Annotated in this window: 10 protein-coding genes, 1 tRNA gene and 1 pseudogene; 6 read left to right on the plus strand and 6 right to left on the minus strand. The window is 34.5% G+C overall.

The window, feature by feature from the left end:
- Positions 1 to 210: 210 nt before the first annotated feature.
- Positions 211 to 501 (minus strand): hypothetical protein, encoded by a 291-nt coding sequence (locus ACFIKN_RS00635; RefSeq protein WP_375645728.1) that lies wholly within the window; start codon positions 499 to 501, stop codon positions 211 to 213.
- A 253-nt stretch (positions 502 to 754) separates the two neighbouring features.
- Here ACFIKN_RS00635 and ACFIKN_RS00640 point away from each other — a divergent pair, with 253 nt between their 5' ends.
- Genes ACFIKN_RS00640 through ACFIKN_RS00650 form a run of 3 tightly spaced genes read left to right on the plus strand, consistent with a single transcriptional unit; the run spans position 755 to position 4201 of the window.
- Complete coding sequence (locus ACFIKN_RS00640; RefSeq protein ID WP_375645727.1) at positions 755 to 2422, plus strand: peptidase domain-containing ABC transporter; 1668 nt, start codon at positions 755 to 757, stop codon at positions 2420 to 2422.
- Positions 2412 to 3737: an HlyD family type I secretion periplasmic adaptor subunit gene (locus ACFIKN_RS00645; protein ID WP_375657749.1), complete on the plus strand. Its 1326-nt coding sequence runs from the start codon at positions 2412 to 2414 to the stop codon at positions 3735 to 3737. Before ACFIKN_RS00640 ends, ACFIKN_RS00645 begins: the two co-directional genes overlap by 11 nt.
- The gene (locus ACFIKN_RS00650) at positions 3737 to 4201 is read left to right on the plus strand and encodes a toxin-activating lysine-acyltransferase (RefSeq protein WP_375657750.1); all 465 of its coding nucleotides are present in this window, start codon (positions 3737 to 3739) and stop codon (positions 4199 to 4201) included. Before ACFIKN_RS00645 ends, ACFIKN_RS00650 begins: the two co-directional genes overlap by 1 nt.
- A gap of 233 nt (positions 4202 to 4434) precedes the next feature.
- On the opposite strand, the gene ACFIKN_RS00655 is transcribed toward ACFIKN_RS00650, so the two are convergent.
- Positions 4435 to 4509 (minus strand) — tRNA-Gln (locus ACFIKN_RS00655).
- 870 nt (positions 4510 to 5379) lie between these two features.
- Between ACFIKN_RS00655 and ACFIKN_RS00660 the strand changes: the two genes are divergently transcribed.
- The gene (locus ACFIKN_RS00660) at positions 5380 to 5982 is read left to right on the plus strand and encodes a superoxide dismutase (RefSeq protein ID WP_375657751.1); all 603 of its coding nucleotides are present in this window, start codon (positions 5380 to 5382) and stop codon (positions 5980 to 5982) included.
- Positions 5983 to 6064: 82 nt separating this feature from the next.
- Here the strand turns inward: ACFIKN_RS00660 and ACFIKN_RS00665 are convergent, their stop codons facing one another.
- Positions 6065 to 8158 (minus strand): S9 family peptidase, encoded by a 2094-nt coding sequence (locus ACFIKN_RS00665; RefSeq protein WP_375657752.1) that lies wholly within the window; start codon positions 8156 to 8158, stop codon positions 6065 to 6067.
- 854 nt (positions 8159 to 9012) lie between these two features.
- Here ACFIKN_RS00665 and ACFIKN_RS00670 point away from each other — a divergent pair.
- Positions 9013 to 9450 carry a MucR family transcriptional regulator gene (locus tag ACFIKN_RS00670; protein ID WP_012754848.1) on the plus strand — a complete coding sequence of 146 codons (438 nt, stop codon included), beginning with the start codon at positions 9013 to 9015 and terminating at the stop codon, positions 9448 to 9450.
- A 98-nt stretch (positions 9451 to 9548) separates the two neighbouring features.
- Here the strand turns inward: ACFIKN_RS00670 and ACFIKN_RS00675 are convergent, their stop codons facing one another.
- Together ACFIKN_RS00675 and ACFIKN_RS00680 are read right to left on the minus strand one after the other, a co-directional pair.
- On the minus strand, positions 9549 to 9959 hold the full coding sequence (locus ACFIKN_RS00675; RefSeq protein ID WP_375637421.1) for a SufE family protein: 411 nt from the start codon (positions 9957 to 9959) through the stop codon (positions 9549 to 9551).
- 108 nt (positions 9960 to 10067) lie between these two features.
- Positions 10068 to 10443: pseudogene (locus tag ACFIKN_RS00680) on the minus strand (DUF5330 domain-containing protein).
- A 1038-nt stretch (positions 10444 to 11481) separates the two neighbouring features.
- Here ACFIKN_RS00680 and ACFIKN_RS00685 point away from each other — a divergent pair.
- On the plus strand, positions 11482 to 12315 hold the full coding sequence (locus ACFIKN_RS00685) for a peptidoglycan-binding domain-containing protein (RefSeq protein WP_375643145.1): 834 nt from the start codon (positions 11482 to 11484) through the stop codon (positions 12313 to 12315).
- 823 nt (positions 12316 to 13138) lie between these two features.
- Here the strand turns inward: ACFIKN_RS00685 and ACFIKN_RS00690 are convergent.
- Complete coding sequence (locus ACFIKN_RS00690) at positions 13139 to 13360, minus strand: hypothetical protein (RefSeq protein ID WP_375637423.1); 222 nt, start codon at positions 13358 to 13360, stop codon at positions 13139 to 13141.
- Positions 13361 to 14014 lie beyond the last annotated feature (654 nt).

Here is a 14014-nt window from a genome sequence, read left to right on the forward strand (position 1 = left end):
AATATGAAAACAATGTATAGAAAAATATAAATAAAGCACCTATAGAAAATAATAATTCTACAATAATACTAATAAGCTCATTCATAAAAAAAATCCAAATTAAATATATAATTTTGTAAAATTATGCACCTAAACCTTCCTGTCAAGTTTGTAGACACATAATTATGCCTACAAGCTTGTTCATTTTAGAAATATCTGCTAATTTTTATATTAGCGATAACATTCATAGCCTGTATATCCCAAACCTGTACCAAATCCTACTGTAGAGCCAACTCCTCCTCCTAATGATAGACCTTCCAAAGCGCCTATTGGTCCTCCAACTGACCACCCCATAACTCCACCAATTACCACTCCCATATCATGTCCCCTATGTCCCATTGAAAATCCTGCTGAGAGATAATCTCCAACAGTACACCCAGGTCGTGATCCACTGCTTGAAAAATTCATTGATGAAACATGAGACCAACCATTAGAAAAACTAGAACCAAATGAACGAAACATATAAAACCTCTTTTATTGTTAAAAATAACTGTATCACAACGATACAGTGGAAAATTCATTATTGTTCATTTTAGCAAATGTCAAATATAATTTGTATAAATAACAATAAAAATACTGTATAAACAATAAATACATTATGTTTATATTGCATTCACACAAAATGTATATTTTGTGTGAATATAATACTATTTACAATACTGTTTAAATATGCGACATCAATCGCTCTTTCTCTTAAACAAAATCATAAATTCAAATGAGTCATTCACAAGAAAAACTAGTATCATTCTCTTGGTTTACAAGAACAACAAAGAAATATATCTATTATGTCATCGAACTTAGTTGCGTTGCTGTCGTTTTGCGCTTACTTGGCTTGGTGAATCCTTTTATTTTTCAAGCGATTATCGACCGTATTCTCCCTTTTCAGCGTATTGAAAGTCTCTATGCTATCGTTGTCTTGATGGTTGCTATTATGTTGTTTAGCACGGCTCTTAGCACTCTATCAGGCTACTTAGGAGCTTATTTAGCCAATCGGCTTACGCTAGAATTTGGACGGCGCATTTACACCCATGTGTTAAGCCTTTCCTTGCCTATTTTACGCACTTGGCAAGTGGGGGAACTGTTCACGCGAATCGGAGAGGTTGATACAATTCGCGGGTTTCTAACAGGAACCATCGCCACCACTGTGCTAAATGTTCTGTTCGCAATCATTTATCTTGCGGCACTCTTTTCCATTAGTCCGAAACTGACCTTCATTGTCCTTATCATTTTACCCTTGCAAATGGGCTCTTTAGCGTTGGTCGGTCCCTTCTTGCGCCGCCAATTACGCCGTGCTTTCACTCTGCAAGCTGCCCATCAATCGCGCCTTATTGAAAGTTTTACCAATCTTGAAGCCATTAAAGCGCATGTAAAGGAGCCAGCCCATACAATACGCATGCAAGAAACTTTAGCCCGTAGTTTAGATCAAAGCCTTACAACCAGTAAATTGCATCTTCTCAATGGAGCCATGAGCCATATTTTTGGTGATCTTTTCACTATTTTTATTATCTTTTTTGGTGCTCAGGCAGTTCTTCAAAACCAGATTACGCTAGGGCAACTTATTGCCTTTCATCTCCTCGCTGGAAATGTTTCTGGTCCTATCTTAAGCCTTGCATCCCTATGGGAAGAATGGCAGCATTTGAAAATCTCTCGTCTTCGTTTGGGCGATATTCTTAACTCCCCTTCAGAATGGGAAGAAGAAAAGCCGCCTCTTCAACTCAGCGCTCCTCCTCATCTTGAAGCCAACGATCTCTGTTTTTCTTATGGAGATAAGTCCATTATCAATCATCTTGATGTCTGTTTACAACCTGGGCAACCAATTATGTTACTTGGTCCTTCAGGGTGCGGAAAAACAACCTTGGCGAAGCTCCTTTGTGGACTCTACCCCCCAACAAGCGGAAAGATATTGATTAACGCCCAACCTTTACAGAATTTTGATGTCCGTAGCGTGCGTGACACAATCGCGTATTTTCCCCAAAATCCTTGCCTTTTTTCCGGAACCATTCTTGAGAATATGCTTCTTGCTAAACCAGATGCCACTAAAGATGAAATCGACTCTGCACTATATGTTAGTGCTTGCCATGATTTGATTGCTCAGTTGCCTCTAGGACTCAATACTCAAGTAGGAGAGCAAGGTGGTTTTTTATCAGGTGGTCAGCGCCAACGCTTGGCTTTGGCTTGTTTCTTTCTGATAAATCCAAGCCTTCTTATTTTGGATGAACCTACTTCTGCATTGGATGACACTGTCAGTGCACAAATTGTTGAGCATTTATATAAACTTTCACAAGATCGTATTGTTCTTGTTATTACCCACAAACGTGATCTCTTCCCTCAGTATGCAACCGTCTTAAACTTTACTGATTTGGAGGCAAAAAATGGCAGATAAAGCTCCCTATTTGCGCCCTTTGTCACCAACTCTTCATATGGTTGTTGCTGTTTTGATCACCTTATTTCTCTTTATTGTGATCGGCAGCTTTATCGCAAAAACAGAGATTGTTGCACGGGGGCAAGGAAGTGTTATTCCCACCGCTTACGTTCAGCTGGTCCAAGCGCAAAATACAGGACGCATTGAGAAAATCCTTGTAAAAGAAGGGCAATTTGTTCATCAAGGTGATCTCCTTATTCAATTAGATCCTCGTGAAGCCCTCAATGAGTGCGCACGTGTTCAAGCAGATATCGCGCAACAAACCCTTCAAGCACAAATCGCAACAGCTATTTTAACAGCTTTGCACGAAAGTGATCCTTTGGATAAAGATTTTGTGACCAAAGGGCTTGCCTATCTGCCAGTTCCTCCTTCTGGCAATCAGACTGCAAGAATAGAAGGGGAAAAACTCATTAGCGCTACCCTTCAATCTCTCCAAGATAAATTAAGAGCGCTAAAAGCACAAGCGGACCGCGTCGAGCGCAGCGGTGCAACACAACATGCGCAATTAGATAGGTTGGAAGATGATCGTCAATTAAGCCAAGGAAAATTAAAGGCTGCAAAAAGCCTAATGGAAACAAAAGTCATTAGCCAAGCCGTTTATTTAGAGCGTTTACATGATTTTAAAAATGTCGAGCATGAAATTTTAACCAATCAAAGACGTTTGGAAGAAAATGCCGCCGAAATAAACACCCTCCGCCAACAACGGAAAAGTCTCATTTCCGATGAAATCGCCCGCTATCGGCAACTTTCGCGTGAAACAGAACTGAATCTTCAAGGATTAAAAGCAAAGCTTGATAGCACTCAATACCATCTTGACCACTTATCACTCTATGCACCTGTTGATGGACGTATCGATGATTTAAGTATCCATACTTTGGGCGGCTTTGTAGAGGCTGGTAAAACTCTCATGCGCATTGTCCCTGGTGCGGGTGGTCTCATTATTGAAGCATTTTTTGATAATCGAGATATTGGTTTTTTAGAAAAGGGCCAACGTGCTTACATCAAGTTTTCTGCCTTTCCTCCTGAACGTTTCGGTGTTATCCACGGTACAGTCGTTAATGTAGGCGCTACAGCGCGCTATAATAAAGAAATTAATGGTGTCTACGCTGTTTTAATCAAAATTGACCAAGATCACATCACTTTGAATAACAAACAACTTAAATTTATCCCTGGCATGACTGTAACAACGGATGTCATTACCTCAAAACGACGTCTCATTTCTTATTTCTTTGAACCTATCACCAAAATTTTAGAACAATCTCTAAAGGAAAGATGATGTCTGTAAATGAAAATCCATCACCATCACTCATAGATCCTCTTACGGCTTTGGGTGCCATGGTTGTTTTAATGCTTACATCTCCCTTATACCGCCGCTGGCGAATCTGGGATATTGAACGCAACATAGGACCCACCTTACAGACTGGGCAATATAAACTCTATAAAAATGAACGTGGAGAATTTTGTGCCTTTATCACTTGGGCTTTTTTAGATGAGAAAAATCATCAATCTATGCTTGAAAAGGGAGAGCTTTTACCCGATGTCAATTGGCAGAATGGAAAATACGTATGGTTTATTGATTGTGTAGCACCCTATGGCCATAATGCTCATATTGTACGCGATATGCAACGAAATATATTTCCTGATCAGCGTTATTGTTATGCTGTACGACGTAATGAAGATGGTGGAATACGAAAAATTGCACGCTGGTGTTGCTATAGAGCGCAAAATCCAGCCAAATAGTTTTTCTAAAGCAAGTGCGCATAAATCATTTACCCCTCGTCTTATAGAAAAGAATCTTTTAAAAGAGCTCTTTAAGCGATAGCTATAGTAAAAGAAAACCTTACCATATTTAGAGCTAACCCGCTACAAATGGGTATTTTTCAGCTTACAAAACTTGCTATGAATAGCAATAGATGGTTAAGAGGGCTAATCCACTCTCAAGCTGAACTTTGATTAACTAATTTCACTAGAATTGGCTGGGGTACCTGGATTCGAACCAGGGAATGCCGGTACCAAAAACCGGTGCCTTACCGCTTGGCTATACCCCAAAAAGACACGCTCTATAGCGACTCTTGCACCTTATAGCGATTCCTGTGATTGGACGCAATATCTGAAAATCAAAGACCTTACTTTTTTTATCATAAAATTTCTGAGTCTTGTATGGCATTGCATCAATACAAATTCGTAGCAGAAACTGATATACAGTTGTGCTTTTAACACAAGTAGAAACTATTTATCCACCAATTATTTTACTCTTTGTATTGATTTTTTAGGAACAGAAAATGAAAATCTTGCAGTTTACTCATTCTAATAAATTTGCATATGATTTACTTTTCTTGATATCTAAAATCTCATCTTGCTCAATTAAGATAAAAGCTGTCACCACATTGGCAACCGGTAAGTGTATGATAGTGCTGCTGTGCTCTTGCATTAAGCATAAAGATGGTAATGTCCACTAATTTTTACATTATATTATTCATGGGTAGCACCATAAAATAAAATCAAGCACATTGAAAAATATTTCCTAAAAAATAACACTTATTATTCTGTTGAAAACATTATGATACACCCATAAACTGGAAGAGTTTTGCAAAAATTAAAAACATTTTATATGGTATTTGAAAAAATAGAGATACAAAAACAAGGAATAATAGCTATTTCCATTTACTTTTTATTCAAAAGATAATGATATTTATTACCCACTCATAGATGTAAAAAATCTTCAGAAGCAATCTTGATGTAGACCAATACCCTTTTTGATTGATGAATATACATTTCCTAAAAGCTTCTTTTACAAAAAGAGAGACATTAAAACTATTTCATACAAACTAGGTATTCAACATTTGCTTTTAAATGCGGTAAATGGCAAATTAGGCTTATGAAATAAGCTTAACAATTAGAATCGAGGAGATTTTTAAATGGCTTTTGAATTGCCCCCGTTGCCTTATGATTACGATGCCCTTTCGCCTTATATGTCACGCGAAACGCTTGAATATCATCATGATAAGCATCACCTCGCTTATCTTACCAACACCAATAATTTTGTGAAAGAGTTAGGCTTAGAAAATGAAAGCCTTGAAGATATTGTTAAAAAAAGTTTTGGAAAAAATATTGGTTTGTTTAATAATGCAGCGCAGTATTACAATCATAACCACTTTTGGCTTTGGATGAAAAAAAATGGTGGTGGCCAAAAACTTCCTGAAAAGTTAGCAAAAGCTATTGACGCTGATCTAGGTGGTTACGACAAATTCCGCGCTGATTTTATTGCTGCTGCTAGTGCCCAATTTGGTTCTGGATGGGCGTGGGTTGCTGTTAAAGATGGCAAGCTTGAAATTATGAAAACGCCTAATGGCGAAAATCCCTTAATTCACAATGCTCGACCTATTTTGGGTGTCGATGTGTGGGAACATTCCTATTACATTGATTATCGCAATACTCGACCGAAGTACCTCGAAGCCTTTGTAGACCATTTAATTAATTGGGACTATGTTTTGAAACTTTATGAAGAATGTGAATTTTAAACTGTCTCAATAATTTTTTAGTGTATGAAAGTCCCTATAATCCAATAAATTATCGGAGACTTTCATACAGAGGTATTATGGATTAGCAAAAGTCTTTTCCTGCTATCTTTAGAATATATGCATAGATATAGGCAACTTCTTCTAGCTTTGAAAAACGTCCAGCTGCACCAGCGTGCCCTGAATCCATATTAATACGTAATAAAATTGCATTATCGTCTGTTTTTAGGTCTCGTAATTTTGCCACCCATTTTGCAGGCTCCCAGTAAGTTACACGAGGATCTGTTAATCCTGCCATCACAAGTATAGGGGGATAGTTTTGAGCTTTGACATTATCGTAAGGGGAATAGGAAGCAATAAGCTTATAATCTTCTTCTGATTCAAGAGGATTCCCCCATTCGGCCCATTCTGGAGGAGTGAGTGGCAATGAAGCATCTAACATTGTTGCTAAGACATCAACAAAAGGCACATTTGCTACGATCCCAGCAAAATCCTGTGGAGCTATATTGGCAATGGCTCCCATCAACATCCCCCCTGCTGAACCACCATGAGCAATCAGCCGGTCGTGAGAAGTGAATTTATTGTTTACAAGGTAACGCCCACAAGCAATAAAATCTGTAAATGTATTGTACTTAAAGAGATGTTTTCCTTTCTCATACCATTCTACTCCCTTTTCTTTTCCTCCGCGAATATGAGCAATAGCGTAAATAAAACCTCTGTTTACTAGAGAAAGTACATTACTATTGAAACTGGCAGGTATAGAGATCCCATAAGCACCATAACCGTAAAGCAGACAAGGCGCACCACCATCAAGGGGAGTATTTTTGTGATAAAAAAGTGAAATAGGAATCTTCTCACCATCGTCTGCTATTGCTGTAATACGTCGTGTTACATATGCATCTTTATTATGCCCAGAGGGAATTATTTGCGTTTTTAAAAGCATCCGTTTACAACTTTTCATCTCATAATCAAACACTTGATCAGGTGTTGTCATAGACGAATAGGAAAAACGAATAGTTGGACTGTTATATTCTGCAACTCCTTGCAGACCTAAAGAATAAGCCTCTTCAGTAAAAGCAATGGAATTAACTTGTTTAGTGGTACGTTCCATTACTTTTATACGTGGAAGCCCCTCAAAACGTTCGATCCAGACAAGAAAATCTTGATAAGCATCATGGGATAATATTAGGCACCCAAGCTGATGTGGGACAAACTCAGACCAATTTTCTGATTGTGGAGATGTATATGGCGCTACCATAATTTTGAAATCTTTTGCATTATCTAAATTGGTCAGAATATAAAAGACATCACCACCTTCTGTAAGTGAATATTCAATACCTTTTTGTCGTTTCCGTACACATTGGGGAATAGTAAAAGGCGCCTCAGCAGGAATTAACCAGATCTCGGATGTTTCATGATCATGAATATTAATATAAATAACATCATTAAGCTTAGAACCGCTTACATCTAAGAAAAAACCTGGATTGTCTTCACGAAAAATAAGCTTATCTTGTGATTGATCTGTGTTTAATTGGTGATAATAGAGCTCTGAAGGTCGGTGGTTTTTATCCATCTTAGTATAGAAAAAACCTTCAGATCTAGCATCCCATACAATTTGACCAGATGTATCAGTAATTGTGTCCATACAGTCAGACAATGTCTCAAAATTACGAATTTTAGCTGTATAGAATTCTGATCCTTTGTCATCATAGGTCCATACCACATGTGTATGGTCAGGAGATTCTTGAACTGAACCAAATTTGAAATATTCTTTGCCTTCTGCCAAGACGTCACCATTAAGGTACACGTTTTTTTCTCCGCCATTCCTTGGTGTCCGAAAATAATGTGGTTGTTGGCCTCCGGTAACATAAGAGAATCCGTAAGCAAAAGGACCATGTTTTATAGGAACAGAACTATCATTCTCTTGGATCCTGTTTTTCATTTCGGTAAAAAGCAAATCTCGTAGTGGTTTTGTATCAGCCATTTGAGCTGATTGATAAGCATTTTCTTTTTCAAGATAATGTCGAATATTGAGATCAAGACAGTTAGGATTTTTAAAAACATCTTGCCAGTTAGACGCACGTAGCCAATGATAGGGATCATCACGAAAAATACCATGATATATTTCCTTATGAGTGATTCTAGATGCTTTGGGAGGAATTGCAAAAGTGCGAGTCATACACAATCCTATATTAAAATATGTTAACAGCTTCATTTATATGTTAGAATCACAATTATTGATGCAAGTGTACAAATCTATAAGTTCTATTCACTTGCAAAAATAGTGCCATGATAATTTTTAAACTAATACCTTTCTGTTCATTACATATCACAGCTATTGTTTTCTGGGGATATAATACCACTTTTATAATGAAAGTGACTGGTAAAACAATTAAACTATGAGAAAAAGAATTGATTTTTTTTGAAACAGTATAATCGCATAATTTTATAGAAATGAATAAATATATCATAAATATTATTATTACTTTATAAAAAATAAAAATATTCTATGTCGTTTTAATGAATAGTTTTATATTATAAACAATGCTATTGTGTCATGTTTGTAATATATATTGTTTTTTATTATTAAATTTAATAAATATAAATAATAAAAATAAATTTGAAATTTATTAAAAAATAAACTTACTAAATTATAAGTATTCAAAACATAAAATAATAATTTATATATTATATTTTTATAATTAGTAATTTTATTTTTACGTTCTCAAAAAAATAAATAAATTTCATCCTATATCTTTTTATATTTGTGATGTATTATATATTATGTATGATATATTATAGGCTAAAAATATATTTTAGCATGTAATAATTTCGTTTTTCTTATTGTATATTATGACAAAAAATGGGTATTTATTTGATTTTTTTGTGTTTTGGCAATTTTATAGAATAATTGAATTGACAAAAAAGATTTTTGTACAATATGAAACTCATGTGCATGAGATCTTTATATCATGAGTATATGCACTATATCTCGATTTTGAATTACTCAATTTTAAATTAAAGGAAACAAGAATGGAACATCGTGCAGTCTTAGAGACTGAAAGCAATTTAGTTATTACATTGGTTGCTGATATTGTTGCTGCCTACGTGAGTAATAATTCTATTCGACCGACTGAAGTGCCAAGTTTAATTGCTGATGTCCATGCTGCTTTTCGTAAAGCAGGGAATCTAGAGTTAACAGAAGTCGAAGTTGAAAAACAAAGGCCTGCCGTTAATCCAAAACGTTCAGTATTTCCTGATTATCTCATTTGCCTTGAAGATGGAAAGAAGTTTAAATCTCTAAAGCGTCATCTCATGACACATTATGGAATGTTGCCAGAGGAATATCGTGAAAAATGGCAGTTAGATAGTTCTTATCCTATGGTGGCGCCTAATTATGCAAAAACACGATCGGCTTTGGCCAAAGAAATGGGTCTTGGACGCAAAAGCAAACGGAAAAAAACTAAATAATCTTATTTTGCGAAAAAATGGTTTCGTGTATAAAGTTGATTTTAGTATACATGTGTTGTGTGAAGCTTTTGTATATATAGCAATTTCTATCAAGGGGATTACATATAGCTTTCGTTACGAATCCGTTTAATCATTGATTTCAAACCATTTGATCGTTGTGGTGTAAGATTTTCATTTAAACCAAGTTTTTCAAAGAGCTCTTGAGCATCAGAATTGCGAATTTCAGAAGCTTTTTTGCCTGAATAAAAAGCAAGAAGTATATAAATGAGTCCACGCACAATATGAGCATCGGAATCACCTTGAAACGTCAATATTGGATCTTCTGAGTTATTACGTGAAGATAAAAGCCACACTTGGCTAACACAACCAGGAACTTTGTGAGCATCATTTCGAGCGCTTTCCGGAAAAGGTGGCAATTCATAGCCAAGCTCGATGACATAACGATAACGATCTTCCCAATTATCCAAAAGCGAAAAGTTCTCTATAATAGTACCGATTTTTTCCGCCATTATTTTAGTCCTGTTTCGTTTGAATAATCATTCTTGAATACACTTATAAAAAATAAATATTTATTCTTCCTAACATAAATAACACGAAGAACGTTAAAAATCCTTATTTCAAGATAACATTTCATGGTTTTGTAAGAACTCTTGTATTTCTATTTTGTAAGAAACATTAGGGGAAGTCTCTGATATTATTTTTGTTCCCTAATATGTTCCCTAAATATTCATAAGCAGCTCTTGCACCGTAATATGCGCGTTCGCCAAGTGAACTTAAAAAAGATTTTCCTACTTTACAGGTTTTTATATTACGGTCACAAAATGCGCCTAAATCATTTAAGGCTTCCTTAAAAGCAATAATCACATCGCTCGTTGTTGTCTCATTATTTTTGGGGCTAGAAGAATGATTACTGCTTGGATCTGCTACAAAAAATGAAATAATGACAAAAATAAAAAATAATAATAATAATAATTTGATTAAAAAACGTATCATGGATAATCAATGTAGCGCAGTGGTAAATACAATAAAAGAAGCATTTTATATACTGTTGCTTTATAAACAATTTATAAAATGTGCTTTTTATAAAATTGAGTATTCATGTATTGGGTCTATATCATTGGCTTTTTTATAAATATGGCACAATTCCGCCGTATAAAATAGGATACATTGTCTATTCAGTAAAAAATTAACATCAAAATTATACACTTACAGGCTGATCATGTTAATGAACATACTATGGTAAAAAATGAGAGATATAATTATGTCGTGTACATACTTATTTTAGATAATAGCTCACCATCTTAGCTTAGTTGAAAAAGCTAAAAAGAGTAAAATTCTGTTATTCTGACTCTAGTGTCGATAAAATATTTATATTATCTATAAAATTTTTACTAGCACATCATAAACATGATCAACATGTCGATCAAAATATTAAACAATAGATGCATCTCTTACAACTCCATCTAAAGATCTCAAGACCAGTTTTTCTATAACATTGTAAATCAATTTAATTGATACGAAGTTATTTACACTAAAATATAATTATATTAAGAGATAATTATATTTTACCAAACCGTTTATGGATAAGTAACCATCTATATGTAAATTATAAAGAATAGATAATGATTGTCATCTGTTTAGTGTTATAGGCAAATATTTTCAATTTTATTTTAAATAATAGGCAAACATATGCCCCAAAATGAAGAATAACGTGGCATTATTGTTTAGATAATTATATGTGATAATGCAGTTTGCAAACACCAAAATGATCTTGAATGCTAATCATTTGGTGCTCTCTTTATACACATTAAAGACTTGTCAAAATGAAATGAATAAAAGTTGCCAAGAACTCTTGTTGATTTATCAACTTATAAATTGATATAATGAAGCTGCTCATTTTAGGAGTTTGAAAGGAAAAATCAATAATATCAATGCACTTCTCTCTGGCTGGAAGTAAGAACTGATTCATATTCGTTTCCTAATTTATATTTGTTTCTTTGTAAAAAATAAACGCAACTGAAAATAAAAGTAATGGCAACAAAACGAAAGACATACCGAAAAAAAACTGTAAAACACCGTAAATACTATAGTAGTATTGTTATAACACTTCTTCTTATAATTTTTCATTTTATTTTTTGGAGTGCAAAAACTCTTTATTTCTATACGCGAAAAAATACTTTATTTTTTGTTGGATCTCTTCTTTTTAGCATTAGTTTTTTATTTATTTCATTTAATGCTTTATTTTCGCAAATGACAACGCATCAAAATATTTTAACTCAAATGAAATTTTCCTCTGTTCAAAGTATAGGTAAGAGCTCTACTTTATCGGAAAAAGAAGAAAAATCACAAGAACTCTCCCGTGTAACTTCTGTACATTCTCAAAATCATAACCACACAAATTCATCTTTATCCTCTCAATCAGCAAGCATGCTGGAAAAGCAAAAAGAACTAGCAAAATTAGGCCTTTATGATGGACCCTTAGATGGATTGGAAGGACCTAAAACACGCCGAGCCATCACTTTATGGAAACAGCAAACTGCTCAGAGAATGCAAAAGAATGTTCTATCTAATCCCGCAACAGATGAAATCGCGATATTAATTAAGCAAAGCGAAATAGAAACAAACAATACAAAAAATATGACACACTTAAAAGAAGCTATTTTAGAACCTTCTGTTGAAGATATTATACAAGTGCAAAAAGCTTTACATATTTTTGGGAATGAAGAGGTTATTGTCACAGGAATAGAAGATCAAAAGACGATAGAAGCTTTAAAACAGTTTCAAAAAATATTTGATCTTCCTGTAACAGGTAAAATTAATCACACAATTTTAATGAAAATGCGTGAAATTGGTTTATTTAATTGAAGCTAATCATCTACATTATAAAAATAATCTCTTAATTTATAATGATAATTCATCTTTCGTTTGTTTAATGCTCCCCTCAAACATTCCTTCATCTCAAGCCCTCTTATATTCAATCAATCAGAATGGTTTTCTTACACATTACATATTGAGCCGTATAATTTGCTGCAAGAAAACCACAACCGATTGCAGAAAAAAGAAATATTGCAAAATAGAAAACGCGCTTGTTCTAGCATTTTTATTGCTTCTGATGATAAAAGGACACAAAATTTTTGTAGTATCACGTAAACCTTTCATATTATCGAACCACGAATTGTCCATATATTATCGTCAATTTGATCTTTATAAATATGATGCAAAGAATTTATGCAAACACCTGTAAGGATAAGTAGACGTAAAGCTAGTTGTGTTATGGTTGTTGTTTTGCAAAGTATCTGAAAAAAACAGCACTTCTCTCCAATCTATTGCTGGAAAATTATGTGTTTTATGACATTGTTTTCCTAAAATAGCGTGTGTATTTAATATTGCCTATAAATCAACATCTAAATTTAACGCAGCAGTATATTTGAAACAAATGTTAAGACAGTTTAGTACTTTTCTCAGCTGTTATAGCTTTTGTATGCCAAATGGAGGCAAGAATATTGCGCATCTCTGTTTGTATAATCTCTTAAAACAGGGAGACAGCCTAATTTGGGAAGAATATGAAATTTTAAGGTAAAAACCAGTTTTCATCTTTGCCATTTCCTTTTAATTCAGCTTTACGCCTTTCAAAGACATCTAAAGCAATATCTTTAAAATAATGGAGATTACCTATTGCCTCATGCTTTTATTTATCACATGTCTTTTTGAACTCACCCCCCCCCTCACGCAAAACAAAATGTCCCAAACGAAATACACTTGGATTGCCATTCACGGGCTTTCTTAAAAAAACATCTCTTAAAGCACCCAAGACCATTTCACAACAACGCCCGTGAATAATAGCAGCCCCTACTGCGCGCGCGCTATCATTTTTACACTTGTGAAAAAGCAAGCCAGCACCATTACACACTGTACCTACCTTCAATTTGTGACAGCTCTTGACACTTGAGACGATTCATAAGAGGCATATCCTTGCTTTATTTTTTATCCACAGACGCTCATCCCGCCTATAACATGCAAAAAACATGGTTTTGATTGATTCATTATAAAAGAGGTTGAAATGAGAAGATCTTATGATATTTACAGCTTTTGTTCAATATAAGAAATAAAAAAATATCATTATAAATCAACATATTGTATAACTTTGATATTCCTTCATAAAGGTAAAGATGGTAGCGTATAGTGGAGTTTATAAACTTACGGGGAGTTTACATAATCCCCATTCCACGAATGTCAATGTGAAATGGACATCCACTGAGAGATGTCTATCTCAAACAGCATGATGTGCAAAAAAAATACATTTGTTTGGAGCATTCTATTTTGCGTGAGGAGCTCATTCCCCCATAAAAAAGCAAACGCGTAAATTGACTGCACAATAACACGTTTCTCTCTATCAAGAGGTTCTTCAATAGAAAGTGTATTAATAATACATCTTTGTCTATCCTGCTTTATATTTTTTCTTATAAACTTCTAAAAAAAGCACTTTCTCGCGTAACATAACTTATCGTGCATTTTAGAAGCATTTTTATTCCCTTTATTAAAGAAAATAAAAGAATATATAAAA

The sequence above is a fragment of the Bartonella sp. CL436QHHD genome (assembly GCF_042195105.1).
Classification (GTDB): Bacteria; Pseudomonadota; Alphaproteobacteria; order Rhizobiales; family Rhizobiaceae; genus Bartonella.

Bases quoted from the DNA above. Each gene is read 5' to 3' on its own strand.
- ACFIKN_RS00685 (WP_375643145.1), top strand. From the start codon at position 11,482: ATGGCAACAAAACGAAAGACATACCGAAAAAAAACTGTAAAACACCGT.
- ACFIKN_RS00675 (WP_375637421.1), bottom strand. From the start codon at position 9,959: ATGGCGGAAAAAATCGGTACTATTATAGAGAACTTTTCGCTTTTGGAT.
- ACFIKN_RS00650 (WP_375657750.1), top strand. From the start codon at position 3,737: ATGTCTGTAAATGAAAATCCATCACCATCACTCATAGATCCTCTTACG.
- ACFIKN_RS00640 (WP_375645727.1), top strand. From the start codon at position 755: ATGAGTCATTCACAAGAAAAACTAGTATCATTCTCTTGGTTTACAAGA.
- ACFIKN_RS00645 (WP_375657749.1), top strand. From the start codon at position 2,412: ATGGCAGATAAAGCTCCCTATTTGCGCCCTTTGTCACCAACTCTTCAT.
- ACFIKN_RS00665 (WP_375657752.1), bottom strand. From the start codon at position 8,158: ATGACTCGCACTTTTGCAATTCCTCCCAAAGCATCTAGAATCACTCAT.
- ACFIKN_RS00635 (WP_375645728.1), bottom strand. From the start codon at position 501: ATGTTTCGTTCATTTGGTTCTAGTTTTTCTAATGGTTGGTCTCATGTT.
- ACFIKN_RS00670 (WP_012754848.1), top strand. From the start codon at position 9,013: ATGGAACATCGTGCAGTCTTAGAGACTGAAAGCAATTTAGTTATTACA.
- ACFIKN_RS00660 (WP_375657751.1), top strand. From the start codon at position 5,380: ATGGCTTTTGAATTGCCCCCGTTGCCTTATGATTACGATGCCCTTTCG.